This is a genomic window from Thermomonospora curvata DSM 43183 (assembly GCF_000024385.1).
Taxonomy (GTDB): domain Bacteria; phylum Actinomycetota; class Actinomycetes; order Streptosporangiales; family Streptosporangiaceae; genus Thermomonospora; species Thermomonospora curvata.
Map to the genome: position 1 here is coordinate 1,098,127 of NC_013510.1, position 22,656 is coordinate 1,120,782.

The following is a 22,656-nucleotide window of genomic DNA, read 5'->3' on the forward strand; positions in this document are numbered from 1 at the left end:
TGCCGTCCCCCGTGGGCCGGGACGGGGCACCGCCGTCCAGGACGGTGCCGCTGGCTGCGATGGGCCTCGCCGGAGCCCCTCCTCGGCTTGCGAAGGACGGGTGTTGAAAAGGGTTCACTGATCAGCCTAACGGTCTTGCCGATCGTGTCACCTTCACCGGGGAGGCGACGGAGCGAGGCTTCTGCGCGTCCGGAAGCGCTCTTTCGAAAGCGGCAGGCGCCCTGGACGTCTGAAACCGCGGCCCGGCCCCGCCACCGGCCGCTCCCCGCCCGTCACACCCACCGGTTGAACAGGGCGGATACGGCGCGCTTGGGAACCGGCCGGGCCCCGGGGCCGGTCCTATGATGGGGGCCGTGCACGGCGGCCTGTGGCAGAGGTCCTGACTTCCTCCCCACGCCTGACGGCGGGGGATCTCCTCATCCTGCGGAGGAGATGGGACGAGGGGGAGGCTTTGCGCGAGATGGCGAACCGATCCGAGGCCGGAGACGTGCGGTGAGCTGGCTGACTCTCCTGCCCATGGCCTTGGTGCTGGCGGTGGGCGTCGCGTTCGGCGCGGCACCGCTGCCGCTGCATCCGCACTGGGCGGCGCGCACGCTGGCCACCATCGCGGCCGCCGCCACCGTCACCGCCGTCGGCACCCTGGTGTTCATCACCGTCAACTACGCCGCCGGCATCTTCCCCCGCGCCGCCGAACGGGTGCCCGAGTGGGCGCTGTTCGGCGACGACCGGCCGGTGCCGGACGCCATCGGCGTCCCCGCCGTCGTCTTGACCTGCCTGGTCGCCTTCCTCATCGTCCGGCTGGCGGTCGGCTGGAGCCGGCAGATCCGCCAGGCCCAGCGGTCCTGCCGGCAGGTGCTGGACTGCGACGCCCCGCTGGCGCTGGCGGTTCCCGGCCGGCGCCGCGGCGGCGTGCTGGTCTCCCGGGGGCTGCTGCGCATCCTCGACCGGGCCCAGCTGGCGGCGGTCTTCCAGCACGAGGCCTCCCACCTGCGCCACCATCACCACCGCTACCTCGCCCTGGGGGAGCTGGCCGCGACCATCCTGCCGCCGCTGCGGCGCTTGAACTCCCGGCTGCGCTTCGCCCTGGAACGCTGGGCCGATGAGGACGCCGCCGAGGCCGTCGGCGACCGCGCCCTGGTCGCCCGCACCATCGCCCGCGTCGCCCTGGCCCGCTCGGCGGCGGACGCCGCCCCGCCCGGCATGCCCGCCTTCACCGAGTCCGGAGTCGTCGAACGCGTGCAGGCGCTGCTGGAGGCCGCACCGGGCAGGAACACCATCACCGGCCCCCTCAGCCTCACCGGCGCCGGCCTGACCACCGGCTGCCTGGCGTCGCTGGCCTGGCAACTGGATCGCTTCTTCGGCCTCACCCTGCCCTACCTATAGGGGGCGGGCTTTTGGGAACGCGCAAAAACGCAACCGGCCCTTTGCCCGGGGCGCTTTTCAGGGCCGTTGATCCTCGGCGGTTTCCGGCCGAACGGTCTCCCCGCCGCGGCCTTTGCCGGCGCGGCGGGGGACCCGGGAGTAATCCTGACCGTCGATCTTGGTGATGTCCTCGGCCGGAACATGGGCGGTGCGGCCCTGCCGGCTTTCCCCCTCGACCTCCAGCCAGGCGATGTCGGCCTCCCACGCCCCCTCCGGGGACCGTATCCAGGCCAGCAGATAGGCGGGGCCGTTGGCGGTTCGGGAATGGACGATCGGCGGCACGTGCGGCATGTGAATTTTCTACCCGAGTCGTCCGACATTCGCCTGACGAATCGGCGCGGAGGTACATCGCCGAACGGGCGGGGCCGCGTCCGCCCCTCATAGCCAGTCCCGCCACTTGAACATGACGTACAGCACGACACTGACGGCGATCATGATGAGGGAACTGGTGATGAAACCGGAAAGCTCCAAGTAACCGGGGTAGGGCACGTTCTGGCCGTAGAAACCGGTCACGGCGGTGGGCACCGCGACGATGGCGGCCCAGGAAGTGATCTTCTTCATCACCTCGTTGAGCCGGTTGCTCTGCAGGGCCAGCCGGGTCTCCAGCAGGTCGGCGATCAGCTCCCGGACGCTGTCGGCCCGCTCGGCGGCGTGCACGGCATGGTCGTAGACGTCATGGAAGTAGGGCCGCAGCTGAGGTGGGACCAGCTCCAGGTCGCGGCGCATCAACGTGGCGACGATCCCCTCCATGGGCAGCATCGCCCGGCGCAGCCGCAGCAGGTTCTTGCGCAGCAGGAAACTGCGCTGCTGGATGTCGCGCACCGAGGCGGACTCGTCGAAGACCAGCTCCTCCAGGTCGCCGGTCTGCTCATCGAGCGCCATGACGGTCGCCAAATGCCCGTCCACCAGCAGGTCCAGCAGCCCGTACAGCAGGTACGTCACCCCGTGGCCGTCCGGCGGCGCCGCCTCGTCCCAGCGGGCGATCAGCGCATCGACGTCGAACCCGGTGTCGTGCCGGACGGTGATCAGCGCCCGGCCGGTCAGGAACGCCGAGACCTCGTGCAGCTCCAGCCTGCCCGCGCGCAGCCCGGCGGCGTAGGCGTTGAGGAACAGGTAGCCGTCGTAGCGGTCCAGCTTGGTCCGCTCCTGGCGGGTGGCGGCGTCCTCCACGGCCAGGCCGTGCAGGCCCAGCTCGTCCCCGAGCACCTGCAGCCCTTCCCGGCCGGGCCCGCACAGGTCCACCCACACCACGGTGTCGGCGTCGGCCAGCCGGCCGGCGAGGTCGGCGACCGGGAAGCCCTCGGCCACCACCCGGCCGTCCCGCCAGGCCCGGGTGCGCGGCGGGTGCGTGCCGATCCGGTTGTGGGGGTGGGCGCTGGGGTCCACCTCGCAAGGACGCCGGGTCATGGTCGGTTCTTTCCCGCCGGCCGCCGGGACGGACGGAAACGGAGTGGAGCGGCCGTCCCCATCGGTGATACGTATGACCGACCGGACTCAAGGAGGCTGCACGGTGCGTGCCTACGTGGCGCTGCTGCGGCTGCCGCACGCCGCCCGGCTGCTGGGCGGGACGCTGCTGGGACGGCTGCCCAACGGCATGGGCGCGCTGGCGATCGTGCTGCATGTGCGCGCCGAGGGCGGCAGCTACCCGCTGGCCGGGGCGCTGGCGGCGGTCTACGGGCTGGCCACGGCGGCCGGTCAGCCCGTCCTCGGCCGTGCCATGGACCGGTTCGGCCAGCCGTGGGTGCTGCTGGGGAGCGCCTGGGCGGCGGCGGCCGGGTTCGTGCTGCTGGCGGCGGTGGGCGCCGATCCGCCGGCCGCGGCGGTGGCGGCGGTCGTGCTGGCCGGGTTCGCCACCCCGCCCCTGGAGGCCGGGCTGCGCGCGCTGTGGCCGGCCGTGCTGCCCGGGCCCGCCCACGTCCGGGCCGCCTACGCGCTGGACGCCGCCTCCCAGGAGGTGCTCTTCACCGCCGGGCCGCTGATCGTGGTGGCCGCCGCCGCGCTGTCCACCGAGGCGGCGCTGTGGCTCACCGGGGCGCTGGGCGTCGCCGGGACGCTGGTCGTGGCCTCCTCACCGCCCTCGCGCCGGTGGCGGGGCGAGCCGCGGGCCGCCGACTGGGCCGGGCCGCTGCGTTCGGCGGGCATGCGGACCCTGCTGACGGCGCTGGGCTGCGCGGGGATCGCGCTGGGCGTCTACAGCGTGGCGGTGGTCGCCTACGCCGAACGGTTCGGCCGCGACGCGCTGTCGGGGATGCTGCTGGCGGCGATGTCGGCCGGTGCGCTGACCGGCGGCCTGGTGTACGGGACGCGGCCGTGGCCGGGGGAGGACCACCGGCGTCTGCCCTACCTGCTCGGGGCCCTGGCCGTGGGCTATCTGCCGCTCGCTTCGGCCCCGGCGCCGCCGGTCATGCTGCCGTTGGCCTTCCTCAGCGGCATCTTCCTGGCTCCCACGCTGGCCTGCAGTTTCACCCTGGTCGACCGGCTGGCCCCGCGCGGCACGGTCACCGAGGCGTTCGCCTGGATCGTGGCGGCGATCGGGGTGGGCGCGGCCGCCGGCTCGGCGGTCGCCGGGTTCGGGCAGGACCTGGCCGGCGTCCCCGGCGCCTTCGCCGGAGCCGGTGCGGGCGGCCTGCTGGCCCTGGCGGTGTGCCTGGCGGGCCGCCGCACTTTGCGTCCCGTCCCGCCCGCCCCGGCGTCCGGCGGCCGGGACGCTCCGGCCAGGCGCCGGGAAGAAGAGCTGAACGGCCTTTAAATCCAGGAGTTGAACCAGATCCGGGCGTGCCAGTCCTCATACGGGATCGTCTCGGCCGCCAGCAGCGGATAGAGGTAGGCGAAGTTGGCCAGCACCACCAGCAGGTAGGCGCCCGCGAGCGCCGATCCCAGCACCCGCCGGCTGCCCGGCGCCGCGAGGGGATCACCGGCCGGATCCAGGGTCTCCTGACGGGCCGGGCCGATCAGCATGCCCAGCGCCAGCGCCAGGGCCAGCGCCATGAACGGCAGCAGCGGGGTGGCGTAGAACAGGAACATCGTGCGGTTGCCGAAGGCCGGGATGAACCACGGCAGCCACCCGGCCAGGAAGCCCGCCAAAACCGCCCCGGCCCGCCAGTCGCGCCGCAGCAGCCACACGCCCACCAGCACGATGAGCGCCACCAGCGCCCCCCACCAGAACGCCGGCGTGCCGATGCCCAAGATCTCCTGGGAGCAGCGGGCGGCCTCGCAGCCGGTCTTGGGCTCGGTGTAGTAGAACGCCACCGGACGGCGCAGGATCGGCCAGTCCCACGGCCACGACTGGTAGGTGTGCGGGGTCTCCAGCCCGCTGTGGAAGTCCAAGATGGCCTTGTGGTAGGCGAGCAGGTCCGGCAGCGCCTCGAACGGACGCGCCAGCACGTTGGCGGCGACCTCGCCGCGGCCCCAGCCGCCCGGCCGGAAGATCCACCCCCACCAGGTGGCCAGGTAGGTCAGCGCGCCCACCACGATCAGCGACACGAACGCCGGCACGGACTCCAGCAGCAGCGCCCCGGCGTGCGGGCGCTGGACGCGAGCGGCCTTGCGGGCGCCCGCGTCCCACAGCACCACCATGATCCCGAAGGCGGCGGCGTAGTACAGGCCGGTCCATTTGGTGGCGCAGGCCATGCCCAGGCAGATGCCGGCCGGGATCCGCCACCAGTGCATGACGAACGGCCCCAGCCCGGCGCCGCCGCTTTGCTCGACCTTGTCGGCCAGGCGCCGCCGGGCCAGGTCCCGGTCGATGAGCAGGCAGGCGAAGGCGGCCAGGATCCAGAACATCACGAAGATGTCCAGCAGCGCGGTGCGGCTGGTGACGAACGCCAGCCCGTCCACCGCCAGCAGCAGCCCGGCCGCGCAGCCCAGCAGGGTCGAACCGGTCATCCGGCGGCCCACCCGGCACAGGATCAGCACCGACAGCGTCCCGATCAGCGCGGGCATGAACCGCCAGCCGAACGGGGTGGCGCCGAACAGCCACTCGCCGATCGCGATCATCCATTTGCCGGCCGGGGGGTGGGCGATGAAGGCCGCCCCTTCCGCCCAGATGCCGTCGGTGCTGTCCTGCTCGATCAGGAGTTTGTCGGCGTCTTTGACGGAGTTGTGCTCCCAGCCGAACTCCAGCAGCGCCAGCGAGTCCTTGGCGTAGTAGGTCTCGTCGAAGACCACGGCGTCGGGCGTGGACAGCCGGTGGAACCGCAAGAACCCGGCCAGCAGCGTGACCAGCAGCGGACCGGCCCATCCCCACAGCGCGCCGCCGGGAACCGGTGGCGCCAGCCAGTCCCGCAATGACGGCGGGCGGCGGTGTTGCGCCGAGTCCGTCGCCGGCTTGATCTCCGTCATCGCCATCCCGCCATCGTATGGGGGTCCTCCCTGAGCTCTACGCGAGATCATCAACCGGCCTGATCCGGCCAGCCGGGGCGATGGTGGTCATTGCCGGTCGCAGTGGCCGAAACCCCGGCTGTCCCGGCATTGGAAATACGCACCATGCGCCCCTTGGGGATCGCATGCGCGTCCCATGCGCCCGTGCCGGCCCGGAACACCGGCGGGCGCGCCGGGAATGGCGTTCCTGGAACGCCAAAGCGCATCCATGTCACCCCCGCCTTCCGGCCAGGCCCTGAAATGCGCCGCTGGAGGCGCCACCGCGCCGGCTCCCGGCCCCTGCCTACCCCGGCGCCGTCCATCGCCGAGAAACGATCCCGGAAAGATGCGGCCCGCCGGAGCACGGCCGGGCCAATAGGCTCGATGAGTGTCGCAGGAAACCGGAACGCTGACGTTGGCCGCCGCGCCGATCGGGCGGGTGGAGGACGCCTCGGCGAGGCTGCGCCGGGCGCTGGCCGACGCCGAGATCATCGCCGCCGAGGACACCCGCAGGCTGCGGCGCCTGGCCGCCGAGTTGCAGGTGGAGCTGCGGGCCAAGGTGGTGTCCTACTACGACCACAACGAGCGCGCCCGCACCGGCGAGCTGATCGCCGAGCTGCTGGCCGGCCACGATGTGCTGGTGGTGACGGACGCGGGCATGCCCGGGGTGTCCGACCCCGGGTACCGGCTGGTCGCCGCCGCCGTGGCCGAGGACGTGCCGGTGACCGTGCTGCCGGGGCCGTCGGCGGTCACCACTGCGCTGGTGGTCTCCGGGCTGCCGTCCGACCGGTTCTGCTTTGAGGGCTTTTTGCCGCGCCGGCCCGGCGAGCGCAGCCGCGCCCTGCACCGCCTGGCCGGCGAGACCCGCACGATGGTGTTCTTCGAGGCCCCGCACCGGCTGGCCGCCACCTTGGCGGCGATGGCCGAGGCGTTCGGCGCCGACCGTCCGGCCGCCGTCTGCCGGGAGCTCACCAAGACCTACGAGGAGGTCCGGCGCGGGCCGCTGGGCGAGCTGGCCGACTGGGCCGCCCACGGCGTCAAAGGCGAGATCACCGTGGTGGTCGGCGGGGCGGCCGAACCGGAGGGCACCGACGACCCGGCCGAGCTGGCCGCCGCCGTCGCGGCGCTGGAAAGCGGCGGCACCCCCCGCAAGGCCGCCATCGCCGAGGTGGCCCGCCGCAACGGCCTGCCCAAACGGGTCGTCTACGACGCCGTCGTGGCCGGCCGGAACTGACCGGGCCCTGCCGGATGCGCCCCTGAGCGGGGCACAATTGAAGTGGCGGCGATGCGACGGCTCACCACCGGGAGGTGGGAGCGATGCACAAGATGGCGCACGAGACGTGGACCACCCACGAAAGCTGGGTCTACCAATGCACCCGATGCCTGGAGACCTGGACCGAAGAGTATGACGCCCGGCACGTCGCCGACGGGCACGGCGGTGAGGCGGTGGCCTACCGGCACGACGGGCAGCCGTGCATATCGCCCTGGTGCGACCACATGTGCCCCCGCTGCCACGGCTACAGCGTCAAGGCGTTCGCGGCCCCCTGGAGCAGGACGGCCTCGGCCCACGCCCGCCGTGACATCGCAGACCAGCTGCTGGTGTCCCGGCTCCGCCGGATGGGCGCCTACTGACCGCCGGAGGGCGGCCGACCGGCCCGCCCCAGCGGCCCGGTGAACGCCAGCGCGGCGGCCAGCGACGCCAGCGGCACGGCCGGCAGCACGTACCGGTAGTCGAACTCGGCGGTGGCGGCCGGGGCCAGCAGCAACCCGGTCGCCAGCGTCCACGGCAAGAACACCGCACCGCCCAGTCGCCGCCACAGCGGCACCATGCCCGCCAGCCCGACCAGCAGCAGCGCCCCCACCATCGTGCCCCGCAGATAGAAGTGGTCCTGGTAGAAGCGGATCATTCCGGCGAACGGCTCCACCACCTGAGTCTGCGCCGGGCCCCCCTCATAGGCGACCGCCACGTCGGCGGCGGTGGAGTCGGCGTCCATCCGCCACACCGGCAGCGGCACCGCCGACTTTTCGAACTCATACAGCCGGTAGGTCTTCAGGTCCGGGAACACCGTGCGCTCCCAGCGGAACGCCCGGAAGAAGTCCCCGGCCACCACCGCCAGGTAGTCGCCCGGCTGGGCCATGATCGCCTTGCGGGAGAAACCGCCGGCGATCTCGTTCTGCCGGGGCCCGAAACGCTGCAGGTCCACCACCCGCTTGAGCGGGGAGCGGCGGTCCCAGATGCCGTCTTGGGAGTTGGGCAGCTTGTTGCCGGGCTGCACGCACAGCTGCTGCTCATCGACGGTCAGGTTGGGGATCTTGTGGCAGTCGGCGAACTTGTAGGCGCGGGCGAACAGGAACACCCCGTCGCTTTCGGTCATCGCGAACTTGCCGTGCGCGGAGGCGAACCAGCTCATATAGGCCACGGCCGGCACCGCGCAGGCCGCCAGCATGACCGTCAGCGGCCGCCAGCCGTCCCGCCGCAGCAGCATGAACACGCACACCCCGGCCAGCACCGGCAGCCCCACCGTCCGGGTCAGCCAGGCCGCCGCCAGCAGCAGCCCCACCGCCGCGGCGATCCGCAGCGGCGGCCGCCCGTGCCACAGCAGCAGCGTGACCGCGGCGACCACCAGGAACGAAAACAGCGTGTCCGACAGCACCAGGTGCTCCAGCTGGATCTGGTAGGCGTCCAGCAGCACCGGGGCCGCCGCCAGCGCCGCGCCCCAGCCGGGCAGGCCGAACCGCCGCCGCAGCACCGCGTAGATCATCACGCCCATGGCCAGGCCCATCAGGTGCTGGACGAGGGCCACCAGCGTGAAGCTGTGCAGCGGGCGGAGCACCAGCAGCAGGAACGAGTAACCGGCCGGCCGCAGCGGATGCGGATAGGGCTCGACCGCCACGTGCAGGTAGTCGAAGCTGTCGTTGAAGTACATCACCGGCCGGTAGCCGAGCATCGCCACCAGCCGCAGCAGCACACCCAGCCCCAGGACCACGGCGAACGCCGGATGCCGGGCGATCAGCGCCGCCGGCCGCCGCAGCGGGGCGGCGCCCCGGCGACCCGCGCGCCCCCCGTCCGGCGCACCGGCGGTCGTCGCGGGGGGCGCGGCCGTCATGGCCGTCCGTCCCCTCGTCCCGGCAGCCCCATCCGTCAAGGCCGACCCCAACCTTTCTGGGCCGTGGTGCCCGTATGCTTAGTCCCCCAACCCCGCCGCCCAGGGTTCTCCGGCCGAGATCGTCACGTTGCGGCTTCGCAACACGATACGGGCGTTTCGGATTGCGAAGAGAGCGTGTCGCAGGGTGCGGGCCGTGCATCATGGAGTGCGGCCGTCCGCTCGCCGGAGCAAGCAGGAAAGTATATCGACAGCACCCAAAGACGGTCACCATCGGTAACGAAGGAGATCTCCGTGGAACTCTCCGTGGTGATGCCGTGTCTCAATGAGGCCGAGACGCTGGAGACGTGCATACGCAAGGCGCTCGGGTTCTTCGAAGAACACGGCATCGACGGCGAGGTCGTCGTCGCCGACAACGGCAGCACCGACGGAAGCCAGCAGATCGCCCGTGCCGCCGGCGCCCGCGTGGTGCCGGTGGCCGACCGGGGCTACGGCAACGCGCTGATGGGCGGCATCCGCGCGGCCCGCGGCCGGTACGTCGTGATGGGCGATGCGGACGACTCCTACGACTTCACCGCGCTGATGCCGTTCCTGAAGGAACTGCGCGACGGCGCCGACCTGGTGATGGGCAACCGCTTCAAGGGCGGGATCGAGCCGGGGGCGATGCCGCCGCTGCACCGCTACCTGGGCAATCCGGTGCTGAGCTTCATCGGTCGGCTGTTCTTCGGCAGCAAGATCGGCGACTTCCACTGCGGGCTGCGCGCCTTCCGCCGCGACTCCATCCTGCGGCTGGGGCTGCAGACCGGCGGCATGGAGTTCGCCAGCGAGATGGTGGTGCGCGCCACCCTGGCCGGCTACGACATCCGCGAAGTCCCCACCACGCTGTCCAAGGACGGCCGCTCCCGCCCGCCGCACCTGAACACCTGGCGGGACGGCTGGCGCCACCTGCGCTTCCTGCTGCTGTACAGCCCGCGCTGGCTGTTCCTCATCCCGGGCCTGCTGTTCATGCTGATCGGCCTGGCGGCCGGGATAGCGCTGTCGTTCGGCCCGGTGCGGGTGGGCGATGTCGCCTTCGACGTCGACACCCTGGTAGGCGCCGGAGCGGCCATGGTCATCGGCTTCCAGGCGGTGCTGTTCGCCCTGTTCACCAAGGTCTATGCGATGGAAGAGGGCTTTTTGCCGCGCGACCGCCGGGTGGACCGGCTGGTGGCCTGGTGGACGATGGAACGCGGCCTGGTGCTGGGCGGGCTGCTGGCGCTGGCCGGGCTGGCCGGCCTGGTGGCCTCGCTGCTGCACTGGCGGGTCAACAACTTCGGTGAACTGGACCCGCGCCAGTCGCTGCGCATGGTCGTCCCGTCGGCGACCGCGCTGGTGATGAGCTTCCAGGCGATCTTCGCCTCGATGTTCGTCAGCATCCTCTACATCCGCCGCCGCGAGCACCCGCGCCTGCCGGACGCGGCCGAGGAGGCCGCCGTGGTGGTGGACGCCGCCGCCGACCGGGTGGCCGCCGAGGAGACCGGCGACGGCAAGGTCTCCGCCGCTCGCGCCGCCGGACGCGACGAGGAGGGGGCGCAGGCCGCCGGCTGAACCGGCGCCTCCCCGCCCAGGGGGCCGGTTGGAGCCCGCCGCCCATGCTGTGCCAGGCTGCTGCGACATGACCACCAGGACCACCGGCTCCCTGCTGCTCGCGCCGCAAGCCCCACGGTCCTTCGGGGACGGTGCGGCAGGCGCGCGACGGCCCCTGCCGTGGGGGCTGTTGCTGGCGGCCGGCTGGCTGGCGCAGGCCGGGGTGCGGATCTGGCTGGCGTCCGGGCAGAGCGCGCCGGTGGCCAACCCCGACGAGACCGGCTACCTGTTCGCCGCGCGCCTGATCATCGGCGGCCCCGCGGCCGACATCTCCAGCAGCACCCCCTACCGGGGCGGCTACCCGCTGCTGCTCCTGCCCGCCTTCTGGCTGGGCGGCCAGGACCCGCAGGCCGTCTACCGGCTCGTCATGGTCATCAACGCGCTGGTGGGCGCTCTGCTGTTCCCCCTGGCCTACCTGCTGGCCCGCCGGTTGGGCCTGACGCGAGGGCGGGCGCAGGCCGTCGCGCACGCGACGGCGCTGCTGCCCGCCGCGGTCTTCTTCACCCAGTACGCCCTGACGGACGCGGTGCTGCCGGTCGTCCTGCTGGGCTGGCTGCTGTTGCTGCACTCGTGGCTGTGTCAGGACGCCTCCCCGGCGAGAACGGCGCTGCCGGGCGCGGCCGCCGGTCTATTGGCGGGGTACGCCTACGCCCTGCACTCGCGCGGCGTGGTGGTGCTGGTCGTCCACGGCGGCGTGCTGGCGGCGGCGGTGCTGCTGCGCTGGCGGCCCTGGTGGTCGGCGGGCGCGAGCGCCCTGGCGGCCGGCTGTGTGGCCGGCGGCGGCATGCTGCTGAACGGCTGGATCTGGCCGCGGCTGTACCCGCGCGGCTCCTACGACATGGGCGCGATGCTGGTCGAGCGGCTCACCACGGTGGACGGCCACGCCTGGACGCTCGGGGTGGGGGCCGGGCAGATCTGGTACCTGATCGTCGGCACTTGGGGGGTGGCGGGTCTCGGGCTGGCGGCCGTGGCGGCCGTCGCGTTCGGCCGCACCGCCCCGCCCCGGCTGCGGGCACTGGCGCTGGGAGTGCTGGCCACCGTCGCCGGGATCGCCTTCGCCACCGCCGCCGCCCTCCCCGATGAGCAGCGCGTCGGCAACCACGCCTACGGCCGCTACCTGGCCTGCCTGGCGCCGCTGCTGTTCACGCTGGGGACGGCGGTGCTGCTGCGCGCACGCCGCCGCACCGCCGCGGCGGCCGCCGCCGCGGTCGCCGCGGTGACCGTCGCCATCGCCGTGGTGATCGAACTGCGGGCCGGCGCCCGCTTCGACGAGTATGTGTTCTTCCCCTTCGACTTCCCCGAGACCGGCTTTTTGACCTGGGACTGGACGTCGCTGCACCTGTGGGCGGCGACGCTGGCGGGGCTGGGGCTGCTGGCGGCGGCGCTGGCGGTCGCCTCCTGGCGCCGGTGGGGGGCCGCCGCGCTGGTGGGGCTGCTGGTGGTGGTCAACGCGGCGGCGAGCACCGCGGCGGCCTGGCGGGTGTCGCGCCCGTTCGTCCGCGACATGCGCGCCGCCTCCGACCTGGGCGCGATCGCCGACCCGCGAGGCAGGCCGCAGGTGGCCATCGACAGCACGATCAACTGGAAGATCTGGGTGATGCAGCTCTACCAGATCTCCTGGACCGAGGTGCAGTGGTTCCGCGGCGACTCCCAGCGCCCCCCGGCCGGGGCCGAGGTGGTGCTGCTGGCCTGGGACGGCACCGCGCCGCCCGAGCGGACCTGGCCGGACGCCCCGCCCGGCTGGCGCGTGGCCGGCAGCCGCCGCAGCCACGAAGGCCACTGGGTCGCCTGGACGCGGCGGCCGTCCGTCCCCTAGCCGCAGGTCAGCGCGCCCAGATCTGCAGCAGCCCGTCGGAGGAACGCCACAGCAGCCGGTAGCCCTCCTCCTCCGTCAGGCGGGTGTTGGCCACCATGGGCGGCTCCTGGCCGCGCCACCGGGTGTACAGGAACGGCCCGTCCGCGGCGATCACCGGGATCGCCCGGTACTCGTGGGGGAAGGACCGGATCCGCCCGTCCCACAGCCGCTCACCCCACACCGAGCGGGTGTAGAAGGTCAGCGTCTGCGCCAGCCGGTGGTCCGACCAGATCACCGGCAGGTCGTCCCGCCCGGCCAGCCAGGCCCGCAGCTCCCGCCACGCCTTGTCGCGCGGCAGGTCCGGCACCTGCGCCACGGACACCGGAACGTAGAGCGCGGCCAGCGCGCAGACGGCCGCCGCCACCCCGGCGCGCACCCGCGCCCGGGGAATCCCGCCCGCCAGCAGCACCAGCGCGCCCAGCCCGCCGGCCAGCAGCGCGGGGAACACCGCGAACCAGTACCGCACCAGCCAGCCCCGCAGCGTGATGTGGTCCGGGTTCAGCAGCCCCGACAGCAGGGTCAGCGGCACCGCCAGCGTCACGAACCACACCAGCGTGAACGCCAGCCGCCGGTCCCGCGTCACCGCCCAGCCGATCACGTTCAACGCCAGCAGCGCCACGAACACCCAGCCCAGCGGGTGCCAGTCGGTCATGGCCCGCTCAAAGGACCGCAGCGCCAGCATCCGGGTGACCGGCTCGCCGGGCGTCCCGCCGTGCCCGGCCGCCGACCGCAGCGCCGACATGGCGTTGCCCCACACCAGCTGGTTGTGCAGCATGCTCACCGCCAGCACGCCCAGCATCGGCGCGGCGATCACCGGCAGCTTCCGCCAGGAGATGTCCAGCAGCCGGAAGAACACCGGGATCGCCACGTACATGAACGCCACGAAGTCGCGGATCAGGAACGCCGACCCCAGGCACAACCCGGCCGCCACCAGCAGCAGGGTCTGCTTGCGGCCGCTGCGGCGGCTCGCCGCGATGATCCCGGCGACCCCGAACGCGAACAGCCCCGCACCCGGCATGTCCGGCAGCAGCACCCCCGCCGACCAGGTCACCTCCCGGCTGAAGGGGTTGGTCAGCAGAAAGAACGGGTGCACGATCAGCAGCAGCGCCGCCGGCAGCCCCACCTTGTCGCCGAACAGCGAGCGGATCACCAGGTAGCAGCCGACGAAGAAGACGATCCCGCCGAGCGCGGCCATGGCGAAGTAGGCGGCCTGCCCGTCCCCCAGCAGCTCCTGCAGCAGCCGGGTGGGCAGCACCAGCCCGATCCGGGAGACCTGGTGGGGCACCTCGTTGAACGGCCAGCGGTCCAGCGGGATGTCCGGCCAGCGCCGCGCCCCCTCGAACACGTAGTAGGGGTCGTAGTACAGCGGCGGCGTCATGATGACCCACTGCACGGCCACGGCGGCCGCCGCGACCAGCGCCGACAGCCACACCACCCGGCGCCGCAGCAGCGGTCTGCGGGCCGGTTTCACGGCCTTGGGGGAGTCTTCTTCCGTGGCGGGCTCGCGCACCGTCGTTGGGGCCATGCCGAAATCCGAACCTCTGCCTTGGGCCGTTGCGGGAAAACAGTCGCGGGATCGTCGGCCTAGCGTATCGGCGCCGACGCCGCATGCCGGGATGGAGCGGCGATATCGAGACGACTGAAGATGCCAAGGCGACTAGGCTTGGCTGCATGTCCTCGTCGAGTCAGTCCAGGCACATCCTGGCCGCGCCCGCCTGGCCATATGCCAACGGGCCCCGCCACATCGGGCACGTCTCCGGTTTCGCGCTGCCCTGTGACATGTTCAGCCGCTACCAGCGGATGGCGGGCAACAAGGTCCTGATGGTCAGCGGCACCGACGAGCACGGCACCCCCATCCTGGTGCAGGCCGATAAAGAGGGCGTCGGGCCGCGCGAGGTCGCCGACCGTTACAGCCGTGTCATCGCCGGCGACCTGCAGGCCCTCGGCATGTCGTATGACCTGTTCACCCGGACCACCACCCGCAACCACTACGCGGTGGTCCAGGAGATCTTCAAGGGCCTCTACGACAACGGCTACATCTTCCCCAAGACCACCCTCGGCGCGATCTCCCCGTCCACCGGGCGCACCCTGCCCGACCGCTACATCGAGGGCACCTGCCCGATCTGCTCGTACGACGGGGCGCGCGGCGACCAGTGCGACAACTGCGGCAACCAGCTGGACCCGGTCGACCTGATCAACCCGCGCAGCCGCATCAACGGTGAAAAGCCACAGTTCGTGGAGACCGAGCACTTCATGCTCGACCTGCCGGCCTTCACCGACGCGCTCAGCGATTACCTGCGCAGCAAGCAGGGCCAGTGGCGGCCCAACGTGCTGAAGTTCTCCCTCAACCTGCTGGAGGACCTGCAGCCCCGCGCCATCAGCCGCGACCTGGACTGGGGCGTGCCGGTGCCGCTGGAGGGCTGGCGGGACCGCCCCGACAAGCGGCTGTATGTGTGGTTCGACGCGGTGGTCGGCTACTTCTCCGCCTCGGTGGAGTGGGCGCGCCGCTCCGGCGACCCGGAGGCCTGGCGGGCCTGGTGGCAGGACCCCGACGCCCTGTCCTACTACTTCATGGGCAAGGACAACATCGTCTTCCACTCCGAGATCTGGCCGGCGATGCTGCTGGGCTACAGCGGCAAGGGCGACAAGGGCGGCAAGCCCGGCTCCCTGGGCGCGCTGAACCTGCCCACCGAGGTGGTGGCCTCGGAGTTCTTGACGATGGAGGGCCGCAAGTTCTCCTCCTCCCGCCAGGTGGTCATCTACGTCAAGGACTTCCTGGAGCGCTATGACGTAGACGCGCTGCGCTACTACGTGGCGGTGGCCGGGCCGGAGACCCAGGACACCGACTTCACCTGGCAGCACTTCCGCGAGCGCAACAACAACGAGCTGGTCGCCCAGTGGGGCAACCTGGTCAACCGGTCGCTGAACATGGCCGCCAAGGAGTTCGGCGCCATCCCCGAGGCCGGGGAGCTGACCGACGTCGACCGGGCGCTGCTGGAACGCAGCCGCGCCGCCTTCGACCGGGTCGGCGCCGAGCTGGGCCGCTCCCGCTTCAAGAACGCCGTCACCGAGGCGTTCGAGGTCGTCCGGGAGGCCAACGGCTACCTGTCCACCCAGCAGCCGTGGAAGGTGGAGGACAAGGCGCGCAAGGGCACCATCCTGCACGTGGCGCTGCAGGTGGTCGACGACGCCAAGACGCTGCTCACCCCGTTCCTGCCCAAGTCCTCCGACAAGGTCCACAAGATGCTGGGCGGCGAAGGCGTCTGGGCGGCCATGCCGGAGATCCGCGAGGTGGACGAAGAAGGCGGCCCCTCGTACGCGGTGATCACCGGGGATTACACCGTCGAGCAGGCCCGCTGGGAGCACCGGCCGATCCGCCCCGGCACCCCGCTGGCCAAGCCCAAGCCGCTGTTCGCCAAGCTGGACGCCTCGATCGTGGAGGAGGAGCTGGCCCGGCTGGAACAGTCCTGACCGGCACCTCGTTGAACATGGTGGACGGGTGGCCGCCGCCCGGCGGCCACGGTCTCACACGGAGTGGGTCATGACCAGCGAACGGGCCGGCGACGGCTTCATCAGCGCGAGCTTTCCTCCCCTGCCGGAGGCGCTGCCGGTCGACATCCTCGACAGCCACTGTCACCTCGATCTGCTGAAGGTGCCGGTGCCGCAGGCGGTGTCGGCCGCGCACGCGGTCGGCATCCGCCGCATCCTCACCATCGGCTGCGACCTGAAGTCCTCCACCTGGGCGGCCCAGACCGCCCGGGAGAACCCCGACGTCTACGCCGGGGTGGCCATCCACCCCAACGACACCACCGGCGTCAGCGACGACGTCCTGGACGACATCGCCGAGCTGGCGGCGCGGCCGGAGGTGCGGGCGGTCGGGGAGACCGGGCTGGACTACTACCGCGACTGGGCCCCCAAGGAGGACCAGCACCGCTCCTTCCGGGCGCACATCGACATCGCCAAGCGCACCGGCAAGCCGCTGATGATCCACGACCGGGAGGCCCACGAGGACGTCCTGGCCGTGCTGGAGCAGGAGGGCGCCCCCGAGCGGGTCGTCTTCCACTGCTTCTCCGGCGACGCCGAGATGGCCAAAAAGTGCGCCGACCGCGGCTATGTGATGAGCTTCGCCGGCAACGTCACCTTCAAGAACGCCGAGCCGCTGCGCGAGGCGCTGCGGGTGGCCCCGCTGGAGCTGATCCTGGTAGAGACCGACGCGCCGTTCCTGACGCCGGTCCCGCACCGGGGCAAGCCCAACGCCTCCTACCTGATCCCGCTGACGGTCCGTTTCATGGCCGAGGTGAAGGGCGTGGACGTCGCCGAGCTGTGCAGCGCCATCGCCGCCAACGGGGAACGCCTGTTCGGCCCCTGGTGACCGGGAGGCCGCACTAGGAGAGGGCGAAGCGGCCGGCGTCGGCGAGCAAGGCCGGCACCAGGTCCCGCAGCAGCGGGTCGGTGCCGGGCTCGATGTGGCAGGCCCACCGCCGGAACGTGCCGGGGCCGACCGTGGCGACGTGACGGCCGGACCGGTCGCGGACGAGGTACCGGCCGGCTTGGGCGGCTGCGGGTCGTGTTTCAGTGAGCCGACGCGCTGCCCGTCGGCGCGCAGGAACTGGACGCGGGCAGGCGACCCGTCCAGGCGCCGCACCACGCCACGGGCCTGACCCTCGGCAGTCAGCAGCCAGGTCTCCGGATGGTTCGCCCCTGCGGGGCGGCGCTCGATGATGAACCGCACCGCGCCGGAGGGGGTCTGCGCGGCGAGGAAACGCTCGCGGCGGCGGGGATTGGCGGCCAGGTGGAACGCCACGTCGAAGATCGTGGCGCTCTTCTTCCCGGGTTTTGAGCCCGGAAGAGACACCGGGACGTGACCGGGCGGCGCCGGGACCGGACGCAGCACCACGAATGTCCGCCCGTCGGCGGCGCCCGGCCGGCAGCGCACCCGGCCGGGACAGCAGCGCGCGGCCATGGACCCGGACGCGCACCATCGCCCAGGACAGCATGACCGTGCCCACCAGCAGGGCGACGCCGGTGATCACCGGTGCGGTCAGCCACACCCACTGCCGGGACGGCCCGCCTGCGTAGACGCCCACCGGCCCGGCCTGCGCGCTCACCCGCCGTCCTTCCTCGCCGTGCCAGACCTCCTTGACGGTCCCTTCGTGCACCCGCCCGGCGAATCGCGCCAGGTGCCGCGGCAGTGCCGGCTCTTGCGTTCGTAACGGCACTCGGTGATGTGGACGGTGACCTGCTCTCCGGCGATCTGGTTGTAGATCAGCAGGGCGGGATAGCAGTTGAACGCCCCGATGAGGGCCACCACCGTGGCGAGCAGGGTCAGGCGGGCGGCGAGCGGCATGCAGGACGCCATAGCAAGCGGTGCTGAGACCGTCCACGTTGGCGGGGAAGTGTCCCGGTTTCGGTGGCGGTGGGGTGGTGAATGCCCCTATCGTCTGGCGCGGTTGATGCTGTCGTGCCCTGGAGGGACCTTTGGTGCGCCGGACCCCCGCGATCGCGCTCACCGCCGCGCTGCTGGCGGCGGGCACGTCCGCCTGCGGCGGCGATGACGGCGGCTCCCGCAAGGCCCTGGCGGCGGACGCGCCCCGGGCCACCACGCCCGCCCCCAGCCCCCGCCAGGTGACCATCACGGTGGACGGCGAGACGACCACCGCCATGACCACCGGCACCACCGTCCGCGAGGTGCTGGCCCAGGCCGGGGTGGAGCTCGGCAGGTACTACCTGGTCAAACCGAAGATCGACGAACCGGCCGGGGACGCGATCAAGGTGCGGCGGCTGCTGTCGGCGCCGGTGACCAGAAAGATCAAGATCGACCCGCCGGTCAGGCGCCGGAAGAACCAGCAGCTGGCGGCCTGGACCACCAGGACCGTCCGGCAGGGCCGGCCCGGCATCAAGGTCGTCATGATCGCCTACGTCCGCAACAGCAAGGGCAAGAAGGTCAAGGCGGTGGTGGCCCAGAAGATCCTCCGCAAGCCCGTCACGCAGATCCTGGAGATCGGCCCGCAGCCGGCCAGCGTCGGCGGCCCCGTCGCCGGCCTCAACTGGGCGGCCCTGGCCAAGTGCGAGTCCGGCGGCCGTCCCAACGCCGTCAACCCCGCCGGCTACTACGGCCTGTACCAGTTCTCCCTGCAGACCTGGGCCTCGGTGGGCGGCACCGGCCTGCCCTCCCAGGCATCCCCCGAAGAGCAGACCTATCGCGCCCAGCTCCTTTACAACAAGGTGGGCGGCCGCTGGCAGGGCCAATGGCCCCACTGCGGCAAGTACCTGTTCAGCTAGCGCTCGGTGCCCGCAACGGGCCGTCCTTCGTCCCGCGGCGCAGGCAGCCATCCGGATGGCTTCCGGATGGCCGCCCGTATTGGCGGGGACCGGTGTTCACCCTGGTGCGCCCGGCCCCCGCGGACGGGTGCGCCACCCGGTGGAGGTCAGCGGATCTTCGCCAGATCCACCAGGACGTAGGAGTCCTTGCGGTCGATCGTGAAGAGCCGGTCATAGGGCTCCTTGACCGGGCCGGGCACGGAGTAGCTGCCGTCCTTTGCGGTCGGCAGCTCCATCGCGCCCACCTTTCCGGTCTGCACGTCATAGAGCGCTATCTTCGGGGCCGGCCGGCCGTCCTTCCTGGACTCCAGGGTGTAAGCCAGGAAACGGTCGTAGGCCAGCAGACCGGGCTCGGGCGGGAAGGGCGTGACGCCTCGCAGGACGCGGCCCTGAGTGCCGTCCCGGCGCTGCAGATAGACCGGTGACTCGAGCTCCGGCCCCGTCCGCTTCTGCGGCGGGGTCCGGTAGCCCACGCACCAGGTGATGCCGCAGTTCCACGGCCCGGGAATCCGGGCCAACGCCGCGGTCTGCGTCCGCCCGGTCCGCAGGTCGCGCAGCGTGCCGTGGTAGCGGTCGCCGGCTTTGCCCTCGCCGAACTCGCTCGGGCCCGGCGCGCCGATCCAGGGCCATGCCAGCACCTGGAACCCGGCGCTGCCGGGCACCTTGCCGGCCGGGCCGCCGCTCAGGGGAACCTCATACACGCCCTCGGGAGACCCGCCCCACTCGCCCATGGACCAGTAGATCTTGCCGCCGCCGATGGTCAGCAGCCGCACGTCCTCCTGCCCGCGGCCGCGGTCCATGGCGGCGACCCGGCGGCCCTCACCGCCGCCCAGCGGGGCCGCCCAGATCTCGATGACGCTCCGCCCGGCGGTCCTGCGCTTGATCCACCAGGCCACATGGCCGCCGCCCACGGAGAAGTCCGAAGGGAAGACGACGGCGTCAGAAGGCACGGGCACCCGGATGGCCCCGGTGACCCGGCGGGCATCGAGGTCATAGGTCAGCAGCTGGTCGGTCTTTTCGAAACCGGACTCGGTGGCCACCAGCAGCCTGGTGTCGTCCAGCAACGTGATCGGCCGGTAGCGGCGGCCGCCCGGCAGCCGGTCGGGGACGGTCCGCACCGCCTGCGGCCACAGCCGCTCCAGCGGGACCGGTTCGGGCGGCGCGGCGGGCGTCAGCGGGCCGGGGGTTGCGCGCATGGCGGGCTGCGCCGGGTCCGGGGCGTCCTTGGAACCCACCGCGGAGACAACGGCGCCGGAGCCGCCGATCACCGCCAGCGCCGCCACCGCGGCCAGCCCCGCCCGGCCACGGCGCCGGGACCGATGCCGCCGCTCCACCCGCTGCAGCAGGTCCGGCTGCGGGGCCGGCGCGTCCTGCGCGGCGGCCTGCAACGTCGCCCTCAAAGCTTCGGTCAGTTCGTCGGTCATCGTGGGCTCCCGCTCTCGGCACGGTCGGGGGACGGCCGCCACTGCGCGCGGAGCTTGTCCAGGGCGCGTGCGGCCTGGCTGCGCACCGTCCCCCGGGAGATGCCGAGCGTCGCGGCGATCTCCTCATCCGACATGTCCTCGTAGTAACGCAGCACCAGCACCGCCCGCTGGCGGCGGGGAAGCGCCGTCAGCAGGTCCCATAGCCGCGGGTCGTGCTCGGCCCGCTCCAGGCCCCGCTCGATGTACCCCGCCTCCGGCAGCTCGCCGACCGGACGCTCGCGCCTGCGCCGCCGCCAGACGCCGATGTGCTGACGCGCCATGATCGTCCGCACATAGCTTTCGGGGTCGCGTTTGTTGACGACCCTCGGCCAGGCGGCGCGCAACCGCACCAGGCTCTCTTGGAGCAGGTCGGCGGCGTCGTGGGGGTCACCGGTCAGCACGTAGCCGTAGCGGAGCAGCGACTGGGCACGGCTGGTCACGAACGACTCGTAGGTCGCGCCGTCATCGTCCACAGGCATCCTTTCTGTCGCCTCCAGGACGCGCCAGGGGCCCGAGCTGTTGCACGATCCCCCGGCGGGCGGCACGGGCAGGGCCGCGGAGCTGGGACACTGGGCCGGTGGGGGACTCACAGGTGTTGCTGGGCCCGGCCGAAGTACGTGAGCTGGCCGCGCGGTTGGGCGTGCGGCCCACCAAGACGCTCGGGCAGAACTTCGTCATCGACGCCAACACGGTGCGCCGCATCGTCCGCGAGGCCGACCTGGACGAGACGGACGTGGTGGTCGAGGTGGGGCCGGGGCTGGGCTCGCTCACCCTGGCGCTGCTGGAACGCGTGCAGCGGGTGGTCGCCATCGAGATCGACCCGGTGCTGGCCGGGCAACTGCCGCACACCGTGCGCCGGCGGGCGCCGCGGCTGGCCGACCGGCTGGAGGTGGTGCACGCCGACGCGCTGCGCGTCACCGAGCTGCCCGGCCCGCCGCCGACCGCCCTGGTGGCCAACCTGCCCTACAACGTCGCCGTCCCGGTGGTGCTGCACCTGCTGGCGGCCTTCCCGACGCTGCGCCGCGGCCTGGTGATGGTGCAGGCCGAGGTCGCCGAACGCCTGGTGGCCCGGCCCGGCGGCAAGGTCTACGGGGTGCCGTCGGTGAAACTGGCCTGGCACGCCCACGCCCGGCGGGCCGGGCCGGTGGGACGGGCGGTGTTCTGGCCGGTGCCCAACGTCGATTCGGCCCTGGTGGCCTTCACCCGGCGCGCCGAACCGGTGGCGCAGGTCTCCCGCGAAGAGGTCTTCGCGGTGATCGACGCGGCCTTCGCCCAGCGCCGCAAGACGCTGCGGGCGGCGCTGGCGGGCTGGGCGGGCTCGGCCGAGGCGGCCGAACGGGTGCTGCGCGCCGCCGGAGTGGACCCCAAGGCCAGGGGAGAGGCCCTGGATGTGGCCGCCTTCGCCCGCATCGCCCAGTATCGTCCTCTCATCGCTGTGGACGAACCTACGGAGGAGCATGGTGAAGGGGCGGTCGCGGGTCGTCGGAGCGATGATGCTCGCGGCGGTGCTGGCGCTGCCGGCCTGTAGTGGGGACACCAAAGCCGCACCGAAGATCCAGACCACGGCCCGTCCCGGGGTCGCGCCCGTCCCTCCGGCCAAGGGCGCCTACTTCGGGGCCTGGGTCGATCCGGACGGCGCGCGGCCGTCGCCGTCGGCCTCACCGTCCCCCGCTGCCGCCGACCCCGACCGGGCGCAGGTGGCGGCGGTCACCGAGTTCGAACGCGACATGGGACGGCGGCTGGACATCGTCGCCGCCTACCGCTCCTGGAAGCAGCGCTTTCCCCGCGACTCTGACAGGGAGCTGGTGAGCGGCGGCCGCCACCTGCTGCTGACCTGGTCCGGAACCGACACCCGCGAAATCGCATCCGGTGAGCACGACGCCCACATCCGGCAGCGGGCCCGGGCCATCCGGGAGCTGGACAAGCCGGTCTTCTTGCGCTGGCAGCCCGGCATGGACGCCGAGAAGGTCCGCGAGCGGATCCACTCCCCGCAGGACTTCACGGCCGCCTGGCGGCGTCTGCGGGAGATCTTCCGGCAGGAGCGGGCCGACAACGTCGCCTGGGTGTGGTCGCCGACCGCCGCCGGTTTCCGCAGCGGCGCCGCCACCGCCTACTACCCCGGCGACGACCAGGTCGACTGGATCGCGGCGGACATCTACCCCGGCGGCACCTACGCCTACCGGGACTTCTCCGAGGCCGCCCGCTTCTTCATGGAGTGGGCCCGCGAACACCCCAAGCCGATCATGATCCCGGAGTTCGGGGTGCCGCGCGCCTACGGCAAGCGCCGCGCCGAGTGGCTCCGCAAGACCGCCACCTACCTGCAGGACCCGCAGGTCAAGGCGGTCGTCTACTACCACTCCGACGACGATGCCGAAGACGCCGGCGACCGCCGCCACATGTATGCGCTGACCGGCGACCGCCCGGCCGCCTCGGCGCTGCGGGAGATGGCCACCACCCCCTTCTTCAACCCCCGCAGCCTCCCGGTCACCACGGGACGGTGACCGGC

General features: G+C 72.4%; 19 protein-coding genes. 11 read left to right on the top strand and 8 right to left on the bottom strand.

The features are described from left to right. Positions 1 to 492 precede the first annotated feature (492 nt). Complete coding sequence (locus TCUR_RS04760) at positions 493 to 1,383, top strand: M48 family metalloprotease (RefSeq protein ID WP_012851338.1); 891 nt, start codon at positions 493 to 495, stop codon at positions 1,381 to 1,383. Positions 1,384 to 1,440: 57 nt separating this feature from the next. Here the strand turns inward: TCUR_RS04760 and TCUR_RS04765 are convergent, their stop codons facing one another. Then, positions 1,441 to 1,713 carry a hypothetical protein gene (locus TCUR_RS04765; protein ID WP_012851339.1) on the bottom strand — a complete coding sequence of 91 codons (273 nt, stop codon included), beginning with the start codon at positions 1,711 to 1,713 and terminating at the stop codon, positions 1,441 to 1,443. Positions 1,714 to 1,800: 87 nt separating this feature from the next. Continuing rightward, positions 1,801 to 2,829, bottom strand: coding sequence for a magnesium transporter CorA family protein (locus TCUR_RS04770; protein WP_012851340.1), 1,029 nt, complete (start codon positions 2,827 to 2,829; stop codon positions 1,801 to 1,803). Between the two features lie 103 nt (positions 2,830 to 2,932). Between TCUR_RS04770 and TCUR_RS04775 the strand changes: the two genes are divergently transcribed. After that, positions 2,933 to 4,171 carry an MFS transporter gene (locus tag TCUR_RS04775; protein ID WP_012851341.1) on the top strand — a complete coding sequence of 413 codons (1,239 nt, stop codon included), beginning with the start codon at positions 2,933 to 2,935 and terminating at the stop codon, positions 4,169 to 4,171. Here the strand turns inward: TCUR_RS04775 and TCUR_RS04780 are convergent. Beyond that, positions 4,168 to 5,769, bottom strand: coding sequence for a dolichyl-phosphate-mannose--protein mannosyltransferase (locus tag TCUR_RS04780; RefSeq protein ID WP_041439324.1), 1,602 nt, complete (start codon positions 5,767 to 5,769; stop codon positions 4,168 to 4,170). The two genes, TCUR_RS04775 and TCUR_RS04780, sit on opposite strands and share 4 nt — an antisense overlap. A 400-nt stretch (positions 5,770 to 6,169) precedes the next feature. Between TCUR_RS04780 and rsmI the strand changes: the two genes are divergently transcribed. Together rsmI and TCUR_RS04790 are read left to right on the top strand one after the other, a co-directional pair. Then, positions 6,170 to 7,015, top strand: a complete 846-nt coding sequence (rsmI, locus tag TCUR_RS04785) for a 16S rRNA (cytidine(1402)-2'-O)-methyltransferase (protein ID WP_012851343.1) — start codon at positions 6,170 to 6,172, stop codon at positions 7,013 to 7,015. 83 nt (positions 7,016 to 7,098) lie between these two features. After that, entirely contained in the window at positions 7,099 to 7,413 is a 315-nt protein-coding gene (locus tag TCUR_RS04790; protein WP_012851344.1) for a hypothetical protein, read from the top strand. Here the strand turns inward: TCUR_RS04790 and TCUR_RS04795 are convergent. Continuing rightward, on the bottom strand, positions 7,407 to 8,888 hold the full coding sequence (locus tag TCUR_RS04795; RefSeq protein WP_012851345.1) for a hypothetical protein: 1,482 nt from the start codon (positions 8,886 to 8,888) through the stop codon (positions 7,407 to 7,409). The genes TCUR_RS04790 and TCUR_RS04795 overlap by 7 nt on opposite strands. A gap of 291 nt (positions 8,889 to 9,179) precedes the next feature. Here TCUR_RS04795 and TCUR_RS04800 point away from each other — a divergent pair, with 291 nt between their 5' ends. Continuing rightward, positions 9,180 to 10,472, top strand: coding sequence for a glycosyltransferase family 2 protein (locus TCUR_RS04800; protein WP_012851346.1), 1,293 nt, complete (start codon positions 9,180 to 9,182; stop codon positions 10,470 to 10,472). Positions 10,473 to 10,539: 67 nt separating this feature from the next. Beyond that, positions 10,540 to 12,327: a hypothetical protein gene (locus TCUR_RS04805; RefSeq protein WP_012851347.1), complete on the top strand. Its 1,788-nt coding sequence runs from the start codon at positions 10,540 to 10,542 to the stop codon at positions 12,325 to 12,327. A 7-nt stretch (positions 12,328 to 12,334) separates the two neighbouring features. Here TCUR_RS04805 and TCUR_RS04810 read toward each other — a convergent pair whose 3' ends face one another. Next, the gene (locus TCUR_RS04810; protein ID WP_012851348.1) at positions 12,335 to 13,891 is read right to left on the bottom strand and encodes a glycosyltransferase family 39 protein; all 1,557 of its coding nucleotides are present in this window, start codon (positions 13,889 to 13,891) and stop codon (positions 12,335 to 12,337) included. A 146-nt stretch (positions 13,892 to 14,037) separates the two neighbouring features. Between TCUR_RS04810 and metG the strand changes: the two genes are divergently transcribed. Continuing rightward, positions 14,038 to 15,837 (top strand): methionine--tRNA ligase, encoded by a 1,800-nt coding sequence (metG, locus tag TCUR_RS04815; RefSeq protein WP_012851349.1) that lies wholly within the window; start codon positions 14,038 to 14,040, stop codon positions 15,835 to 15,837. 70 nt (positions 15,838 to 15,907) lie between these two features. Next, positions 15,908 to 16,738, top strand: coding sequence for a TatD family hydrolase (locus tag TCUR_RS04820; protein ID WP_012851350.1), 831 nt, complete (start codon positions 15,908 to 15,910; stop codon positions 16,736 to 16,738). A gap of 732 nt (positions 16,739 to 17,470) precedes the next feature. Here the strand turns inward: TCUR_RS04820 and TCUR_RS04825 are convergent. Continuing rightward, positions 17,471 to 17,713: a hypothetical protein gene (locus TCUR_RS04825; protein ID WP_041439325.1), complete on the bottom strand. Its 243-nt coding sequence runs from the start codon at positions 17,711 to 17,713 to the stop codon at positions 17,471 to 17,473. 134 nt (positions 17,714 to 17,847) lie between these two features. Between TCUR_RS04825 and TCUR_RS04830 the strand changes: the two genes are divergently transcribed. Then, positions 17,848 to 18,648: a resuscitation-promoting factor gene (locus tag TCUR_RS04830; protein WP_012851352.1), complete on the top strand. Its 801-nt coding sequence runs from the start codon at positions 17,848 to 17,850 to the stop codon at positions 18,646 to 18,648. A gap of 146 nt (positions 18,649 to 18,794) precedes the next feature. On the opposite strand, the gene TCUR_RS04835 is transcribed toward TCUR_RS04830, so the two are convergent. Both TCUR_RS04835 and TCUR_RS04840 read right to left on the bottom strand, forming a co-directional pair. After that, positions 18,795 to 20,111 (bottom strand): hypothetical protein, encoded by a 1,317-nt coding sequence (locus TCUR_RS04835; protein WP_012851353.1) that lies wholly within the window; start codon positions 20,109 to 20,111, stop codon positions 18,795 to 18,797. Beyond that, a complete protein-coding gene (locus TCUR_RS04840) occupies positions 20,108 to 20,629 on the bottom strand; it encodes a SigE family RNA polymerase sigma factor (RefSeq protein ID WP_012851354.1) in 522 nt (173 codons plus the stop codon). The genes TCUR_RS04835 and TCUR_RS04840 overlap by 4 nt, the downstream gene beginning before the upstream one ends. Before the next feature lie 98 nt (positions 20,630 to 20,727). Between TCUR_RS04840 and rsmA the strand changes: the two genes are divergently transcribed. Both rsmA and TCUR_RS04850 read left to right on the top strand, forming a co-directional pair. Continuing rightward, the gene (gene rsmA, locus TCUR_RS04845) at positions 20,728 to 21,678 is read left to right on the top strand and encodes a 16S rRNA (adenine(1518)-N(6)/adenine(1519)-N(6))-dimethyltransferase RsmA (protein WP_012851355.1); all 951 of its coding nucleotides are present in this window, start codon (positions 20,728 to 20,730) and stop codon (positions 21,676 to 21,678) included. Further along, entirely contained in the window at positions 21,608 to 22,651 is a 1,044-nt protein-coding gene (locus TCUR_RS04850) for a glycoside hydrolase family 26 protein (RefSeq protein WP_041439327.1), read from the top strand. Before rsmA ends, TCUR_RS04850 begins: the two co-directional genes overlap by 71 nt. Positions 22,652 to 22,656: the final 5 nt, after the last annotated feature.

What these genes read in the sequence shown, in the direction of transcription:
- TCUR_RS04850 (WP_041439327.1), top strand. Translation starts at nt 21,608, where the DNA reads ATGGTGAAGGGGCGGTCGCGGGTCGTCGGAGCGATGATGCTCGCGGCG.
- TCUR_RS04820 (WP_012851350.1), top strand. Translation starts at nt 15,908, where the DNA reads ATGACCAGCGAACGGGCCGGCGACGGCTTCATCAGCGCGAGCTTTCCT.
- TCUR_RS04770 (WP_012851340.1), bottom strand. Translation starts at nt 2,829, where the DNA reads ATGACCCGGCGTCCTTGCGAGGTGGACCCCAGCGCCCACCCCCACAAC.
- TCUR_RS04810 (WP_012851348.1), bottom strand. Translation starts at nt 13,891, where the DNA reads ATGGCCCCAACGACGGTGCGCGAGCCCGCCACGGAAGAAGACTCCCCC.
- TCUR_RS04795 (WP_012851345.1), bottom strand. Translation starts at nt 8,888, where the DNA reads ATGACGGCCGCGCCCCCCGCGACGACCGCCGGTGCGCCGGACGGGGGG.
- TCUR_RS04840 (WP_012851354.1), bottom strand. Translation starts at nt 20,629, where the DNA reads ATGCCTGTGGACGATGACGGCGCGACCTACGAGTCGTTCGTGACCAGC.
- metG (WP_012851349.1), top strand. Translation starts at nt 14,038, where the DNA reads ATGTCCTCGTCGAGTCAGTCCAGGCACATCCTGGCCGCGCCCGCCTGG.
- TCUR_RS04780 (WP_041439324.1), bottom strand. Translation starts at nt 5,769, where the DNA reads ATGGCGATGACGGAGATCAAGCCGGCGACGGACTCGGCGCAACACCGC.
- TCUR_RS04835 (WP_012851353.1), bottom strand. Translation starts at nt 20,111, where the DNA reads ATGACCGACGAACTGACCGAAGCTTTGAGGGCGACGTTGCAGGCCGCC.
- TCUR_RS04765 (WP_012851339.1), bottom strand. Translation starts at nt 1,713, where the DNA reads ATGCCGCACGTGCCGCCGATCGTCCATTCCCGAACCGCCAACGGCCCC.
- TCUR_RS04805 (WP_012851347.1), top strand. Translation starts at nt 10,540, where the DNA reads ATGACCACCAGGACCACCGGCTCCCTGCTGCTCGCGCCGCAAGCCCCA.
- TCUR_RS04825 (WP_041439325.1), bottom strand. Translation starts at nt 17,713, where the DNA reads ATGCCGCTCGCCGCCCGCCTGACCCTGCTCGCCACGGTGGTGGCCCTC.
- TCUR_RS04790 (WP_012851344.1), top strand. Translation starts at nt 7,099, where the DNA reads ATGCACAAGATGGCGCACGAGACGTGGACCACCCACGAAAGCTGGGTC.